Here is a 14,649-nt window from a genome sequence, read left to right as displayed (position 1 = left end):
GGCCCTGTTCTCCTGGAGGACCCATGTTTACCGGCATCATCGAATCCATCGGCAGCATCCGCGCCATCACTCCCAAAGGCGGCGATGTCCGCGTTTATGTAGAGACCGGCAAGCTCGACCTGTCTGACGTCAAACTCGGCGACAGCATCGCGGTCAACGGCGTGTGTCTGACCGCCGTTGAGCTGCCAGGCGACGGTTTCTGGGCTGACGTCAGCCGCGAAACCCTCGACGTGACGGCCTTCGTCGATCTGAAGACCGGCAGCCGCGTCAATCTTGAAAAAGCTCTGACCCCGACCACCCGCCTGGGCGGCCATCTGGTCAGCGGTCACGTCGACGGCGTCGGCGAAGTCCTGTCCCGCGAAGAGAACGCCCGTGCGATCCAGTTCCGCATGCGCGCTCCACGCGAGTTGGCCAAGTACATTTCGCACAAAGGCTCGATCACCGTCGACGGCACCAGCCTGACCGTGAACGCCGTCAATGGCGCCGAGTTCGAGCTGACCATCGTGCCGCACACGCTGGCCGAAACCATCATGGGCGACTACCGCCCGGGCCGTAAGATCAACCTGGAAGTGGACCTGCTGGCACGTTACCTGGAGCGCTTGCTGCTCGGTGACAAGGCCGCCGACCCGACGCCTGCCCAGGGCGGCACCATCACTGAAAGCTTTCTGGCCGCCAACGGCTACCTCAAATCCTGAATTGAAGGGGGTGCCGCGTGGCGCTCAATAGCATCGAAGAACTGGTGGAAGACATTCGCCAAGGCAAGATGGTCATCCTCATGGATGACGAAGATCGCGAGAACGAAGGCGATCTGATCATGGCCTCCGAGTGCGTCAAGGCTGAGCACATCAACTTCATGGCGCGTTATGCCCGCGGCCTGATCTGCATGCCGATGACCCGCGAGCGTTGTGAAACCCTGAAACTGCCACTGATGGCACCACGCAACGGTTCGGGTTTCGGCACCAAATTCACCGTGTCCATCGAGGCCGCCGAAGGTGTGACCACTGGTATTTCCGCTGCCGACCGTGCGCGCACTGTTCAGGCCGCTGCCGCGAAGGATGCGAAAGCTGAAGACATCGTCAGCCCCGGTCACATCTTCCCGCTGATGGCTCAGGCCGGTGGCACGCTGTCCCGCGCCGGCCACACCGAAGCTGCGTGCGATCTGGCGCGCATGGCCGGTTTCGAGCCAACCGGTGTGATCTGTGAAGTCATGAACGACGACGGCACCATGTCCCGTCGCCCTGAACTGGAAGCGTTTGCCGCCGAGCACAACATCAAGATCGGCACCATCGCCGACCTGATTCATTACCGAATGATCCACGAACGTACCGTTCAGCGGATTGCCGAGCAGCCTTTGGATACCGAACAGGGCCAGTTCAACCTGGTGACCTACCGAGATTCCGTCGAAGGCGACGTTCACTTGGCCCTGACCTTGGGCAAGGTGTGTGCGGAAGAACCTACCCTGGTACGCGTCCACAACATGGACCCGCTGCGCGACCTGTTGATGGTCAAGCAACCTGGCCGCTGGAGCCTGCGCGCCGCCATGGCTGCTGTGTCCGAGGCGGGCAGCGGTGTCGTTCTGTTGCTGGGACATCCGCTGGATGGCGATGCGGTGTTGGCCCATGTGCGGGAAACCGCAGGTGCCGCACCGGTTAAAACACCGACCACGTACAGCACGGTCGGCGCCGGTTCGCAGATCCTGCGCGACCTGGGCGTTCGCAAAATGCGCCTCATGAGTTCGCCAATGAAGTTCAACGCGATATCCGGTTTCGATCTGGAAGTTGTAGAATACGTGCCCTCCGAATAAAGACCGGCAGGTCAGCCGCCGTGAAAGCCCCGTGTTTTCCCGGTTTTTGTTCCTGCGGTCGCCGATTCGTGGCCTAAAATCCCTGAAAGCGCGCGCCTGATGCGCGCTTGCTCTTTAATTACGAGACTCAGCCGAATGACCCTGAAGACCATCGAAGGTACCTTCATCGCCCCACAAGGTCGCTACGCCCTGGTGGTTGGCCGTTTCAACAGCTTCGTCGTGGAAAGCCTGGTGAGCGGTGCCGTTGATGCCCTGGTTCGCCATGGCGTGAGCGAAAGCGACATCACCATCATCCGCGCACCGGGTGCGTTCGAAATCCCGCTGGTCGTGCAGAAAGTCGCTCAACGCAGCGAATACGCCGCGATCATCGCTCTGGGCGCCGTGATCCGTGGTGGCACTCCGCACTTCGAATACGTGGCCGGTGAATGCACCAAAGGCCTGGCCCAAGTCTCCATGGAATTCGGCGTGCCGGTCGCCTTCGGCGTACTGACCGTTGACTCCATCGAACAAGCCATCGAACGTTCCGGCACCAAGGCCGGTAACAAAGGCGCCGAAGCTGCGCTCTCCGCCCTTGAGATGGTCAGCCTGTTGGCGCAGTTGGAGGCCAAGTGATTAACGACGACAGCGATCAGTTCAACCCGCGTGAACCTCGCCCGGCCGATGCCGGCAAGCCATCGAAGAGCGAAAAGCGTCGCGCGGCCCGTGGCCTCGCCACTCAGGCCCTTTACCAATGGCACATGGCAGGTCACTCGCTGAACGAAATCGAAGCGCAATTCCGTGTCGACAACGACTTCACCGACGTTGACGGCGTGTACTTCCGCGAACTGCTGCACGGCGTGGCCGCCAGCAAGACCGAAGTCGACACTGCGCTCAAGCCTTGCCTGGATCTGGCCCTTGAAGAGCTGGACCCGGTTGAGCTGGCGGTTCTGCGCCTCTCGACCTACGAGCTGCTCAAGCGCATCGACGTGCCGTACCGCGTGGTCATCAACGAAGGCATCGAACTGGCGAAAGTCTACGGTTCGACCGACGGCCACAAGTTCGTCAACGGCGTACTCGACAAGCTGGCACCGCGTCTGCGCGATGCTGAAGTCAAGGCCAACAAGCGCTAAGGCGTCTGGCTGTCCAGAACCTTGAGTGCTTGACGCCATGGGCGAGTTCGAACTGATCCGCAACTACTTCGCCGCTGCGCCCTGTGCGCAGCCTGGCGAAGGTGTCGCATTGGGGATCGGCGACGACTGCGCCCTGTTGTCGGTGGCTGCTGGCGAGCAATTGGCGATTTCCACCGACACGCTGGTTGCCGGGGTGCATTTCCCCGACGCCTGCGATCCTTTCCTGCTGGGCCAGCGTGCCCTTGGTGTTTCCGCCAGCGATCTGGCGGCCATGGGCGCCAGCCCCCTCGCATTCACCCTTGCCTTGACCCTGCCTGAAGTTTCCGCCGCCTGGCTGGAAGCGTTCGCCCGTGGCTTGAACGAGATGGCTCAAGGCTGCTCGATGCGCCTGATTGGCGGCGACACCACCCGTGGGCCGCTGAGCCTGACGGTCACGGTGTTCGGCTCGGTCCCCATCGGGCTGGCGATGACGCGTAGCGGTGCGAAACCGGGTGATCTGCTGTGCGTTGGCGGGCCTTTGGGCGATGGTGCCGGTGCGCTGCCGCTGGTGTTGAACCAGCGCAGTGCCGAGGCGTCTACCACACAGGCCCTGCTGGCGCGCTACTGGTCGCCACAGCCTCAACTTGAACTGGGCATGGCGCTGCGGGGCAAGGCGACCTCGTCGCTGGATATCTCCGACGGGCTGTTGGCCGATTGTGGGCATATTGCAACGGCTTCGGGCGTAGGCTTGCGAATTGAACGCGACAAAGTGCCAATGTCTGACGCGCTGCGAGCGTTTTTCGATGCTGACGAGGCGCTGAATGCGGCACTCAGTGGCGGCGACGACTACAGACTGGCCTTCACGCTCCCGGCATCATGCCTGGCTGAGCTCGTCGAGGCGGGCTGGCCCGTTTTCGTGATCGGCCAGGTGGTCGACGGGCGGGGCGTGGTATTGATCGACGAGCAAGGGCGCGACGTCACGCCTTTGACTCGGGGTTACCAACATTTTCGGGAGACACGGTGACAGATCATCCTAATCAGGTCCCGGCGGAAAACGTTCCGCCATCGGTGTGGACCAACCCCTGGCATTTCCTGGCGTTCGGTTTCGGCTCGGGTACTTTGCCCAAGGCGCCGGGCACTTGGGGGTCAATGGTCGCCGTGCCGTTCATCCCGTTGTGGCAGATGCTGCCGGATTGGGGCTACTGGTTGATGCTGGGCATCACCATGCTGTTCGGTTTCTGGCTGTGCGGCAAAGTGGCGGACGACCTGCGCGTGCATGACCACGAAGGCATCGTCTGGGATGAAATGGTCGGCATGTGGATCACGCTGTGGCTGGTGCCCGAGGGATGGGGCTGGCTGCTGGCGGGCTTTCTGATGTTCCGCTTCTTCGACATCCTCAAACCCTGGCCCATCCACTGGGTCGACAAACACGTCCACGGCGGCGTCGGCATCATGCTCGATGACGTTTTGGCCGGTGTCTTTGCGTGGTTGGCGATGCAGGGTCTAGTCTGGGTGTGGGGCGTCATTTAGGAAACGACCGATGGGGCGCGTGGGGATGAATTGGCTGCTGGGCCTGTCGATGCTGATCGCAGGCTTTTGTGCGGCCGACGATTTGGCACATCCCGAGCCTTCGCCCGAAAAACCGACCGACATCGTCCTCGTCAGCGAGCAATGGAACGCCTATACCGAGGCGGACGGCACGGGGCTGGGGTGGGACCTGATGCGGGAAATCTTCGAGCCTGCCGGTATCAAGGTCGCGTCGCGGATCGAGCCTTACACTCGCGCCGTCGGTCTGGTGCAGCGTGGCGAAGCAGATGCCTGGGTGGGGGCCTATGAGAATGAGGTCGAAGGCACGCTCTACCCGAAATGGCACTACGACACCGACGAGATCTATGCGCTGGGGCCGGCTTCCAATCCTGCACCGACGCTCAAGTCTCTGGGCAGTTATCGGCTGGCCTGGGTGCGCGGTTACGACTTCCAGCAATACCTGCCCAATGTGGTTCACTTCAATGAGGTGGCGCGGCGCGATCATATCCTGACGATGCTCGACCATGGCCGTGCCGACCTGTACATCGACGCCAAGCCGGAAGTGGATTTCATCCTCGCTCAAACCAAAGAGCCTCAGCGCTTTCGCAAGACCTATTTGATGGCGATCCCGCTGTACCTAAGCTTTGCCGACAACGCGCGAGGTCGCTTTCTGCGGGACTTGTTCGATCAGCGCGTGGCGCAATTGGTGCACTCAGGCAAGCTGCGACCCGTCTTCGCTCACTGGAAGCAGCCTTATCCGTTCGATGCAGACGATGGTCCGAGCAAGACAGGGGTCAGGCAATGATCAAACTTCCTGATCTGAATGGCCGACAATTCAGCCTAAGCGTCTGCCAGAACCTGCTGTTACAATGCGGCCTTGCTAAATTCCAGTCCTCATACTGATCAGGAGCACACGGTGCCCGTCGTATTTGTCGCGGCTTCCAAGCTGCCTACCCCTTTTGCCACTTTCAAAATGAACGGTTTTCTGGAGCAGGAAACCGGTCGTGAACACGTTGTTCTCAGCCTGGGTGATGTCTCGGACGGTGCGCCGGTACTGGGCCGCGTGCATTCCGAATGCCTGACCGGCGATGCATTATTCAGCCAGCGCTGCGATTGCGGCTCTCAGCTCGAAGCCGCCTTGCGCGCCATTGCCGCTGAAGGTCGTGGCGTGCTGTTGTATCTGCGCCAGGAAGGGCGCGGTATTGGCCTGATGAACAAGATCCGCGCCTATGAATTGCAGGACGGCGGTGCAGACACCGTTGAAGCGAACGAGCGTCTGGGCTTTGCCGCCGACCAGCGTGACTACGGGATTTGCCTGCCGATGCTGGAGCATCTGGGCGTCAAATCGCTGCGCCTGATGACCAACAACCCGCGCAAAGTCAAAGCCCTGACCGACATGGGCATCAAGGTCGCCGAGCGGGTGCCGCTGCACACGGGTCAGAACCCGCACAACAAGCTCTACTTGGCGACCAAGGCAGGCAAGCTCGGACACATGATGGGCAACGAACATCAAAGCGAGGTCGATCCCGCGTGACACGGGGCAATGTGCGCCGTCGTCTGGCGCTGGCATGGTGGCGGCAACTGGCATTGACGCTGGCGCCGCTGCTGGTGGTCTGCATGTTTTTCGGCAGCGACGAAGCGGCCAGCCCGTCGGTGTTCGCCATGCCCCTGTTCATCGCGGGCATCGCCTCGATGTTCGTCAGCCTCAAACCGTTCGGCGTCTACAAGCGCTCACTGCTGGCCACCGGCAAGGCCCTCAATACCCCTGAAGAACCTGCTGCGTGGCTCAAACTGGCCGCTGACCGGCGCATGGCGTTTCTGGCAGCAGGATTGCCCGCCTGGATAGCGGCGCTGGCGGTGCTCGCGAATCTCGAAGCTGTAGCGCTCGCGTTGTTGGCGCTGTCCAGCGTCGTCCTTCTGTACCTGTATCGCATCCCTCGCCAGTTGGCTTGATGCGTCGGCTGATCGCCTGCCTGCTGTCGTTCACCGTCTGGCACACCAGCGCGGCTGAACGTGTCATCAGCCTTGCGCCTTCCCTGACCGAAATCGTGGTTGAACTGGATGCTGCCGATCTGTTGGTCGGTGTGCTGGATGGCGGCGATCGTCCCTCTGGTGCAGCAGCATTGATGTCAGTGGGGCGTTACGGACAACTGGAAATGGAGCGCCTGCTGAGCTTGCGCCCGGATCTGTTGTTGCTTTGGCCGGGCAGTGTCAGCGCTTCCCAGCGTGACCAGTTGCAGCGTCTGAACATCCCGACCTTTATCGCCGAGCCGCACTCGCTGGCCCAGTTGGCTGATCAGATTGAGCAGATTGGCGAACGGCTAGGGCGTGCCGAGCGGGGGCGGCAGGTGGCTGGGGTGTTTCGTCAACGCCTGAGCGAATTGCGAAAGCGCTATCACCAGGATGTGCCGATCAGTGTGTTTTATCAGGTCTGGGATCAGCCGCTGTACACCGTGGGTGGCGGGCAGATCATCAGCGATGCTCTGGCCGTGTGTGGGGCGCGCAACGTATTTGCCGACCTGAGTCAGCCTGCGCCGCAGGTCAGCCTTGAATCAGTGTTACAGCGCAATCCTGACGTGATCGTGGCGGGGGCGGCATCTCAACTCGCTGTCTGGAAAGCCTGGCCGTCACTGAAGGCCCGTCTGTTGGTGGTGCCGGATAAAGGCATAGAGCGGCCGAGTGGGCAGATGATCGAGGCGGTGGCCAGGCTGTGTGAAACCTTATCCCCTGATCGCTGATGCGCCGCTTTTGATTCTGCCCGAAAGGGCGTGGGAGCCGGCTTGCTGGCGAATATGGCATATCATTCACCGCTGCGGTGTCTGACCCTCTGCATTCGCCAGCAAGCCGGCTCCCACGCCTTCGGCAGAAGCCGCCATATTCGGAGTTACAACTGGGGCGTCCAAGTGATGCCAATCACCCATGTGCGGCCTTCTTCGCGATAACCGTAGTTGCTGCCATCAAAACTGTACAACGTGCGGCTGTAGCGCTTGTCCAGAGCGTTATCCAGTTTGAATTCCAGTCTCACTTCGTCACTGGCCTTCCAACTACTACGCAGCCCTAGCAGCGCGTAACCGCCGATGTTCTGCGTATTGGCTTCGTCGTTGTAACTGCTGCTCACCGCCTGCCAACTCGCGCCCACGCCGAGGCGGTCGAACTGGCGATCGAGGTCCAGATTCAGGGTTCGACGCGCGCGTCGATTCAGCGTGTGGCCGGTATCGCGGTCGCGCGGGTCGATGATCGAAGCGCCCAGCTTGCTGGTCCAGCCAAACAGTTGTTGCTCGAACGAAGCTTCAACACCGTTGATTCGCGCTGAGCCGATGTTCTGTGGGCGGAAGTCACTGTCTAGCGCAATCGCGTCTTCAAGGTCGGTGCGGTACAGCGACGCTTCCAGTTTGCTGGTCTCGCTCAGGCGGCTGCGCCATTGCACTTCGTAGCTTTTTGAATGCTCGGGCTTGAGATTCGGGTTGCTGAAGTCCGGGTAATACAGATCGTTGAACGTCGGGGCGCGAAAGCCTTCGCTGTAGGACAGCAGCACATCGTTGGCGTCGTTCAACGGCACGGTCAGCGTACCGCTCCATGTGTTCTGGCTACCGAATTGCTGGTTCTGGTCATGACGCAGACCCAGTTCAGTGGAAAAGCCGTCACCCTTGAAACGGTGCTGAATGAACGCCGCGCGGTTCCAGCGGCTGTCTTCATCGAATGCCGTGCTGCTATTGACCCGATCCTCGTACCAATCGCCGCCGAGCATCAGGCTGTTGCGCTCATCCAGCGTCAGGTCGTTCTGCCAGTTCACCGAGTCGCGGTAGGTGTTGAATACGTAGTGATCGTCGCTGAGCTTGTCGAAGGTCTTCTCGCGGTTCTCGCTGTGGCCCACCTCCAGCCGCGTTTTCCAATGCTCGTTGATGCGTGCATCGAGGTAGGTGCCGAGGCTGCTCAACTCGAAGTCGCTGTATGGCTGTTGTCCCACGCTGTCGAAGGTTACGGGGTCGAACAGGCCAAACGGGTTGTCGAACTCGGTCTTGCCTTTGTTATTCAGCGCGTTGAAACCGATTTCCACGTCATCGTTCAGCCAATGGCTCAGGTTCAGGCTATACGCCTTGTTGCGGTAGGCGTCGTGATCGGCGTCGCTGGCAAAGGACGGGCCGGTTCGGTCGATACCATCGGTTTCATCGAGGCTGGTACTGAGGTTGAAGTGGGTTTGCGTGTCGCCGCCTGACAGGCCTAGGCTGTTTTGCGTCGTGCCACGATTGCCGAAACCGGTGTGCAGCCGCGCTTGCAGGCCCTGTTCGGCGCCGCGCCGAGTGAAGATCTGAATCACGCCCCCGATGGCGTCTGCACCGTATACCACTGACCGAGAGCCGCGTAGCACTTCGACGCGTTCGACTTGATCGACGTTGAGGTACTGCAACGCGCTGTCAGCGGAGGTGGCGTTGGCAATGCGCTGGCCGTCCACCAGTACAAGGCTCTGCGCAGCTTTGGTGCCACGAATGTAAATCCCCGGCAGGCTGCCACGACCACCGCTCGGCGCTACTTGTACGCCGGGCACGCGGTTGAGCAGGTCGGTGACGCCGGTGGGTTGCAGGCGTTCGATGTCGGCGCGGGTGAAGACGGTGTTGGCGGCGGTGCTCGCGTCCCGCTGTTCGACTTGACGGTTGGCGCTGATCAGGACGTCGGGGAGTTTCAGGGCGTTTTCACGGTCCGGGAGATCGGCGAAGGCTTGGGTGGTTGGCAGTAGGGAGAACGCGAGGGCGAGACGGGATAAGGTCATATGTTCAGCGAGATGATGATCGTTCCCACGCAGTGCATGGGAACGATCATGGCTTTAGATTTTGCTCAGGCGTGCGCTGATCGACGCTTCAATCCCGTCCGCATCCAGCCCGCATTCGGCCAGCATTTGCGCCGGTTTGGCGTGTTCGACGTAAACATCCGGCAAGCCCAGGTGCAGCACGGATTTGAGAATGTTCTCCCGCGCAAGGAACTCGCTGACCGCCGCGCCTGCACCACCCATGATGGCGTTTTCTTCGATGGTCACCAGCAACTCATGGCTGGCAGCCATTTCGCGAACCAGCGCCTCATCCAGCGGTTTGACGAAGCGCATGTCGACCACGGTCGCGTCGATCTTTTCGGCGACTTTCAGCGCATCGGCCAATTGCACACCGAACACCAGCATGGCGACTTTGCTGCCTTGGCGACGCACGATGCCTTTACCGATTTCCAGCGGCTCCAGACCGCCTTCGATCACCGCGTTCGGACCAGTGCCGCGCGGATAGCGCACAGCCGCCGGGCCATTGAACAGGTGGCCGGTGCTGAGCATCTTGCGCAGTTCGTTCTCGTCGCTCGGCGTCATTACCAGCATGCCGGGGATGCAGCGCAGGTACGACAAATCGAAGCTGCCCGCGTGGGTCGGGCCGTCCTCGCCCACCAGGCCTGCGCGGTCGATGGCGAACAGCACGTCCAGATTTTGCACCGCGACGTCGTGGATCAACTGGTCGTAGCCGCGCTGCAGGAAGGTCGAATAGATCGCTACTACCGGTTTGGAGCCTTCGCAGGCCATGCCCGCCGCCAGTGTCACCGCGTGTTGCTCGGCGATGGCAACGTCGAAATAACGCTCCGGGAAACGCTCGCTGAAGGCGACCAGATCCGAACCTTCTTTCATCGCCGGGGTGATCCCGACCAGACGCTCATCAGCAGCGGCCATGTCGCACAGCCACTGGCCGAACACGCCGGAATATTTCGGACCGCTGGCCTTTTTAGGGGCCGCCGGTGCATTGACCGGGTCGAGCTTGGTGATGGCGTGGTAGCCAATCGGGTCAACTTCCGCCGGGGCGAAGCCTTTGCCTTTCTTGGTCACCACGTGCAGGAACTGCGGGCCTTTGAGGTCACGCATGTTACGCAGCGTGGCGATCAGAGTCGGCAGGTCGTGGCCGTCGATCGGGCCGATGTAGTTCCAGCCCAGCTCTTCGAACAGCGTGCCGGGCACCAGCATGCCTTTGGCGTATTCCTCGGTGCGGCGGGCGATTTCCCACGCACCCGGGAGGCGCGAGAGCACTTTCTTGCTGCCTTCTCGCATGCTGGCGTAGGTGCGGCTGGAAAGGATCTTCGCCAGATAGTTCGACAGCCCGCCGACGTTGCGCGAGATCGACATGTCGTTGTCGTTCAGGATCACCAGCATGTCGGCGTTGACTTCCGGCGCGTGGTTCAGCGCCTCGAAGGCCATGCCTGCGGTCAGTGCACCGTCGCCGATGACGGCGATCGCCTTGCGATCCTTGCCGTGCAGGCGATTGGCAATGGCCATGCCCAGTGCGGCGCTGATCGAGGTGCTGGAGTGGCCGACGCCAAAGGTGTCGTACTCGCTCTCGCTGCGGCGCGGGAAGGCGGCCACACCGCCTTTCTGGCGCAGGGTCGACATCTGCTCGCGGCGACCGGTAAGGATCTTGTGCGGATACGCCTGATGGCCGACGTCCCAGACCAGCCGGTCGTCGGGGGTATCGAAGACGTAGTGCAGAGCCACGGTCAGCTCGATGACGCCAAGCCCGGCACCGAAATGCCCGCCGGTCTGGCCAACGGTGTAGAGCAGCTCCAGGCGCAGTTCGTCAGCCAGGGCTTCGAGCTCGGCTTCACCTAACCGGCGCAGGCCGTCCGGCGTCGCTGCGTTGTCGAGCAGGGGCGTGGACGGGCGCTCGCGGGGAATCTCTTTGAACGTCGTGGGCATCAGGCGAATCGTTATAAGTAAAAGACGCGGCAGTTTACCTGATGCATCGCGACCTGCCCATGAACAGCAGTCGATGGATGCTCAAATCAGCGTGCCAGAGCGGTGCAATTCGCTATAGCAGCGCGGCTTGCCGGCGGTGGCGGCCGTGAGAGCGCTGCCGCCGGCAAGCCGGACTGCTACATGGGGAGGGTGGCGATCAGTTACGCCGCTCGACGATATAACGCGCCAGCGCTCGCAGAGGTTCGGCCGCCGCGTCGAAAGGTCGCAGGGCCACCAGCGCCTGATCGCGCAGTTCCAGTGCGTAATGTTTGGCTTCTTCCAGCCCCAGCAGGGCGGGGTAGGTCGGTTTGTCTCGTGCGATATCGGCACCCTGGCGCTTGCCGAGGGTGGCGGTATCGCTTTCAACGTCGAGGATGTCGTCCTGAACCTGGAACGCCAGGCCGATGGCCCGGGCGTAAATCTGTAGCGAATCGAGCTGGACCTGGCTGGCACGACCGCTGGCCAGAGCGCCAAGTCTGACGCTGGCCTCGATCAGCGCGCCGGTCTTGTGCCGGTGCATGAACTCCAGGGCTTTCTGGTCGAGCTTGAGGCCCACCGAGCCCAGATCGATCGCCTGACCACCGACCATGCCCGCCGGGCCTGCGGCGTGGGCGAGGGTGGTGACCATTTTCAGGCGGGTTTCGGCGTCCTGCGGGGTCAGCTTACTGTCGCTCAAGACGCTGAAGGCCATGGTTTGCAGACCGTCACCGGCCAGGATCGCACAGGCTTCGTCGAACGCTTTGTGAGTGGTCGGCAGGCCGCGACGCAGGTCGTCATCGTCCATCGCAGGCAAGTCGTCATGCACCAGCGAATAGGCGTGGATCAACTCCACCGCGCAGGCCGCACCGTCGGCGTGTTCAGCATTGCCACCCAGCGCTTCGCACGCGGCGTAAACCAGAAGCGGGCGCACGCGCTTGCCGCCGTTGGTGACGCTGTAGCGCATGGCTTGGTAAAGACGGGTCAATTCCGGGGCGGGGGCGTCGAACAGAGTGTCCAGCGCGGCGTTGACCCGCGCCTGGCTGAGGGCCTGATACTCGGCGATCATTCGGGCTGTTCCGCGTCGAAGGGCTCTTCAGCCAGCTCGCCATCACGCTCCAGCAACACCTGCACCTTCTGCTCGGCCTGGGCCAGTGCGCTTTGGCACTCGCGGGTCAGGCGGATACCTTGTTCGAAGGCGGTCAGGGAATCTTCCAGCGACAGCTCGCCGTTCTCCAGACGCTCGACCAGCGTTTGCAAATCCGTGAGGGACTGTTCGAAATCCAGTGCTGCTTTCTTGCGGGCCATGGCGGCTATCCCGGTAGACGTTAAACCGGCGCGACACTAGCAGAGCAACGGCATTGGGGCAAATGAGAGGTGCCGGATGGAAGAGGGGAGGAGGGGCGCAGACACCGATTTATCGCCAGGTACCGCACCTGTGGGAGATCTATGTTGACGGGTCAACCGCATTCACCACCAAGGCGGCTCCCACATTGACCGCGCCAGACCCAAGCCTTTTATTCGACGCCATACCTGTGGGAGCCGGCTTGCTGGCGAAAGCGTCGGGTCAGGCACATCATCGTTGACTGACAGACCGCATTCGCCAGCAAGCCGGCTCCCTCAGGGGCATGTGGCGGCTGTTACAGGTGGGTAAATACGGCCTCATTCGACAAACGTGATTTCGGCAGCTTGGCGTTGAAGTCGGTTTCGCTGCGGTAGCCCAAGGAAACCACGACCAGGCTGCTGAAACCCTTCTCGCGCAGGCCCAGTTCGGCATCCAGTTTCTTGAAGTCGAATCCTTCCATCGGCGTGGCATCCAGCTCCAGCGACGCAGCGCCCAGCAGCAGGGTGCCGAGGGCCAGGTAGGTTTGTTTTTCCATCCAGTGCTGCACGTCTTTCAGGTCGTACTTGTGCATATTCACGTAGCCACGGCGAATACCGTCCTGGCCCGCCTTGGCTTCTGGGTTGGCGAAACGGCCATCCAGCTCTTCCTGCGCCAGTACGGCGTTCAGATGCTCGTCTGTCATTTCAGTGCGGGTGCACAGCACGATCACGTGGGAGGCGTTGAGGATTTTCGCTTCGTTGTACGCGAACGCGCCCTCTGCGCCTTTGGCAACGCGGGCTTTGCCTTGCTTGTCGGACGCGACGATGAAATGCCAAGGCTGGGAGTTCACCGACGACGGGCTGTGGCGCAGTTGCTCCAGCAGGGTGTCGATGGTTTCTTGTGGGATCTTGCGGGTCGCGTCGTAAGCTTTGGTGGTGTAGCGGGATTTGGCGATGGCAGTGAGTTGCATGACGTGATTCCTGGATAAAAAAGGGGCCGACATTGCAGGGGATCGGCGCAGAAAGGTGCCGATCTTCACATGCTGTACGCCGGGTGAACAATGGGATCAGAAACTTTCCAGCACAATTTTCCCACGGGCCTTGCCGCTTTCGATCACGGCATGGGCGCGGCGCAGATTTTCAGCATTGATCGCACCGAAATGCTCGCCCAAGGTGGTTTTCAAAACGCCCTGATCGATCAACTGCGCGACGCGATTGAGCAGTTCATGCTGGGCAATCATGTCCGGGGTTTCATAGAGCGAGCGGGTGAACATCAGCTCCCAATGCAGCGACAACGCCTTGCGTTTCATGGGAACCACATCGAGTGTCTTGGGATCGTCGATGAGCGCCAGTTTGCCTTGTGGACGCAGCGCTTCGATCAGTTGCGCAAAGTAGCTGTCGGTGTGGGTCAGGCTCGCGACATGGCTGACCTGGCCGACGCCAATGGCCTCCAGTTGCGCCACTATCGGCTGGCTGTGGTCGATGACGTGATGGGCGCCAAGGCCTTTGACCCACTCTTGAGTTTCCGGGCGCGATGCGGTGCCGATCACCGTCAGCTTGGTCAGTTGGCGGGCCAGTTGAACGAGGATCGAACCCACGCCACCCCCTGCGCCGATGATCAACAGGCTGTCGCCTTCACCTTCTCCTTCTTTTACGCCGAGGCGGTCGAACAGCAGTTCCCACGCAGTAATCGAGGTCAGCGGCAGTGCGGCGGCATGGGCGTTATCGATGGATTTCGGTTTGCGGCCAACGATGCGCTCGTCCACCAAATGGAATTCGCTGTAGTTGCCAGGGCGAGCGATGGACCCGGCATAGAAGACCTCGTCACCGGCCTTGAACAGCGTCACGTCACTGCCGGTTTCGCGAACCACGCCGACGGCGTCCCAGCCCACGACTTTAGGGGCGGTGGCGGCCGAGCCTGCCCGGACTTTGGTGTCGACCGGGTTCACGGAAATGGCCTGAACTTCGACCAACAGATCCCGAGGGCCGGGCGTCGGTTTGGGCAAGTCCATGTCCTTGAGCGCGTTTGGGTCTTCGATAGGCAGGCCGTGCTGGGTGAAGGCGATGGCTTTCATGGCGATCTCTCTGGGGAGGTTTGAGTTGCGCCTATCTTGGTCTCCTCCCGCGATGAAAAACACCGGCCTGATGCGGCAACACTTTCATGGCAGCGGTGAAAATGA

General features: G+C 61.3%; 16 protein-coding genes. 10 read left to right on the top strand and 6 right to left on the bottom strand.

Annotated elements, in window-relative coordinates; genetic code table 11:
* Nucleotides 1-23 precede the first annotated feature (23 nt).
* The 10 genes from ACI2KB_RS11025 (at nucleotide 24) to ACI2KB_RS10980 (ending at nucleotide 7,157) form a co-directional block, all read left to right on the top strand.
* Nucleotides 24-695 (top strand): riboflavin synthase, encoded by a 672-nt coding sequence (locus ACI2KB_RS11025; protein WP_062384719.1) that lies wholly within the window; start codon nucleotides 24-26, stop codon nucleotides 693-695.
* Between the two features lie 17 nt (nucleotides 696-712).
* Nucleotides 713-1,804 carry a bifunctional 3,4-dihydroxy-2-butanone-4-phosphate synthase/GTP cyclohydrolase II gene (gene ribBA / locus ACI2KB_RS11020; RefSeq protein WP_404634301.1) on the top strand — a complete coding sequence of 364 codons (1,092 nt, stop codon included), beginning with the start codon at nucleotides 713-715 and terminating at the stop codon, nucleotides 1,802-1,804.
* A gap of 135 nt (nucleotides 1,805-1,939) precedes the next feature.
* Nucleotides 1,940-2,416: a 6,7-dimethyl-8-ribityllumazine synthase gene (ribE, locus tag ACI2KB_RS11015; RefSeq protein WP_108239524.1), complete on the top strand. Its 477-nt coding sequence runs from the start codon at nucleotides 1,940-1,942 to the stop codon at nucleotides 2,414-2,416.
* Entirely contained in the window at nucleotides 2,413-2,913 is a 501-nt protein-coding gene (nusB, locus tag ACI2KB_RS11010; protein WP_404634299.1) for a transcription antitermination factor NusB, read from the top strand. The genes ribE and nusB overlap by 4 nt, the downstream gene beginning before the upstream one ends.
* A gap of 37 nt (nucleotides 2,914-2,950) precedes the next feature.
* Nucleotides 2,951-3,916: a thiamine-phosphate kinase gene (gene thiL, locus ACI2KB_RS11005; protein ID WP_404634371.1), complete on the top strand. Its 966-nt coding sequence runs from the start codon at nucleotides 2,951-2,953 to the stop codon at nucleotides 3,914-3,916.
* On the top strand, nucleotides 3,913-4,422 hold the full coding sequence (locus tag ACI2KB_RS11000; RefSeq protein WP_404634297.1) for a phosphatidylglycerophosphatase A: 510 nt from the start codon (nucleotides 3,913-3,915) through the stop codon (nucleotides 4,420-4,422). The genes thiL and ACI2KB_RS11000 overlap by 4 nt, the downstream gene beginning before the upstream one ends.
* Before the next feature lie 25 nt (nucleotides 4,423-4,447).
* The gene (locus ACI2KB_RS10995; protein WP_404634295.1) at nucleotides 4,448-5,224 is read left to right on the top strand and encodes a substrate-binding periplasmic protein; all 777 of its coding nucleotides are present in this window, start codon (nucleotides 4,448-4,450) and stop codon (nucleotides 5,222-5,224) included.
* A 111-nt stretch (nucleotides 5,225-5,335) separates the two neighbouring features.
* A complete protein-coding gene (ribA, locus tag ACI2KB_RS10990; protein ID WP_404634293.1) occupies nucleotides 5,336-5,953 on the top strand; it encodes a GTP cyclohydrolase II in 618 nt (205 codons plus the stop codon).
* The gene (locus ACI2KB_RS10985; protein ID WP_404634291.1) at nucleotides 5,950-6,372 is read left to right on the top strand and encodes an MFS transporter; all 423 of its coding nucleotides are present in this window, start codon (nucleotides 5,950-5,952) and stop codon (nucleotides 6,370-6,372) included. Before ribA ends, ACI2KB_RS10985 begins: the two co-directional genes overlap by 4 nt.
* A complete protein-coding gene (locus ACI2KB_RS10980; RefSeq protein WP_404634289.1) occupies nucleotides 6,372-7,157 on the top strand; it encodes a cobalamin-binding protein in 786 nt (261 codons plus the stop codon). The genes ACI2KB_RS10985 and ACI2KB_RS10980 overlap by 1 nt, the downstream gene beginning before the upstream one ends.
* Nucleotides 7,158-7,303: 146 nt before the next feature.
* Here ACI2KB_RS10980 and ACI2KB_RS10975 read toward each other — a convergent pair whose 3' ends face one another.
* From ACI2KB_RS10975 to ACI2KB_RS10950, 6 genes are all read right to left on the bottom strand, one after another.
* Nucleotides 7,304-9,187 (bottom strand): TonB-dependent receptor domain-containing protein, encoded by a 1,884-nt coding sequence (locus tag ACI2KB_RS10975; protein WP_404634287.1) that lies wholly within the window; start codon nucleotides 9,185-9,187, stop codon nucleotides 7,304-7,306.
* A 54-nt stretch (nucleotides 9,188-9,241) separates the two neighbouring features.
* Nucleotides 9,242-11,131, bottom strand: coding sequence for a 1-deoxy-D-xylulose-5-phosphate synthase (gene dxs / locus ACI2KB_RS10970; protein ID WP_404634285.1), 1,890 nt, complete (start codon nucleotides 11,129-11,131; stop codon nucleotides 9,242-9,244).
* Between the two features lie 196 nt (nucleotides 11,132-11,327).
* On the bottom strand, nucleotides 11,328-12,215 hold the full coding sequence (ispA, locus tag ACI2KB_RS10965; RefSeq protein WP_404634283.1) for a (2E,6E)-farnesyl diphosphate synthase: 888 nt from the start codon (nucleotides 12,213-12,215) through the stop codon (nucleotides 11,328-11,330).
* The gene (locus ACI2KB_RS10960) at nucleotides 12,212-12,454 is read right to left on the bottom strand and encodes an exodeoxyribonuclease VII small subunit (protein WP_062384761.1); all 243 of its coding nucleotides are present in this window, start codon (nucleotides 12,452-12,454) and stop codon (nucleotides 12,212-12,214) included. The genes ispA and ACI2KB_RS10960 overlap by 4 nt, the downstream gene beginning before the upstream one ends.
* 332 nt (nucleotides 12,455-12,786) lie before the next feature.
* Nucleotides 12,787-13,440 (bottom strand): oxygen-insensitive NAD(P)H nitroreductase, encoded by a 654-nt coding sequence (nfsB, locus tag ACI2KB_RS10955; protein WP_404634281.1) that lies wholly within the window; start codon nucleotides 13,438-13,440, stop codon nucleotides 12,787-12,789.
* A 96-nt stretch (nucleotides 13,441-13,536) separates the two neighbouring features.
* Nucleotides 13,537-14,544 (bottom strand): zinc-binding alcohol dehydrogenase family protein, encoded by a 1,008-nt coding sequence (locus tag ACI2KB_RS10950; RefSeq protein ID WP_404634279.1) that lies wholly within the window; start codon nucleotides 14,542-14,544, stop codon nucleotides 13,537-13,539.
* Nucleotides 14,545-14,649 lie beyond the last annotated feature (105 nt).

Source organism: Pseudomonas sp. NPDC088444 (assembly GCF_044900175.1).
GTDB lineage: Bacteria > Pseudomonadota > Gammaproteobacteria > Pseudomonadales > Pseudomonadaceae > Aquipseudomonas.
Note: the sequence above shows the minus strand (reverse complement) of the source record. Positions and strands in the feature narration are given on the sequence as shown.

Coding starts and splice junctions, on each gene's coding strand:
- ispA (WP_404634283.1), bottom strand. CDS start 12,215: ATGATCGCCGAGTATCAGGCCCTCAGCCAGGCGCGGGTCAACGCCGCG.
- ACI2KB_RS11025 (WP_062384719.1), top strand. CDS start 24: ATGTTTACCGGCATCATCGAATCCATCGGCAGCATCCGCGCCATCACT.
- ACI2KB_RS10950 (WP_404634279.1), bottom strand. CDS start 14,544: ATGAAAGCCATCGCCTTCACCCAGCACGGCCTGCCTATCGAAGACCCA.
- ribE (WP_108239524.1), top strand. CDS start 1,940: ATGACCCTGAAGACCATCGAAGGTACCTTCATCGCCCCACAAGGTCGC.
- dxs (WP_404634285.1), bottom strand. CDS start 11,131: ATGCCCACGACGTTCAAAGAGATTCCCCGCGAGCGCCCGTCCACGCCC.
- ACI2KB_RS10995 (WP_404634295.1), top strand. CDS start 4,448: ATGAATTGGCTGCTGGGCCTGTCGATGCTGATCGCAGGCTTTTGTGCG.
- thiL (WP_404634371.1), top strand. CDS start 2,951: ATGGGCGAGTTCGAACTGATCCGCAACTACTTCGCCGCTGCGCCCTGT.
- ACI2KB_RS10975 (WP_404634287.1), bottom strand. CDS start 9,187: ATGACCTTATCCCGTCTCGCCCTCGCGTTCTCCCTACTGCCAACCACC.
- nfsB (WP_404634281.1), bottom strand. CDS start 13,440: ATGCAACTCACTGCCATCGCCAAATCCCGCTACACCACCAAAGCTTAC.
- ACI2KB_RS10980 (WP_404634289.1), top strand. CDS start 6,372: ATGCGTCGGCTGATCGCCTGCCTGCTGTCGTTCACCGTCTGGCACACC.
- ACI2KB_RS10960 (WP_062384761.1), bottom strand. CDS start 12,454: ATGGCCCGCAAGAAAGCAGCACTGGATTTCGAACAGTCCCTCACGGAT.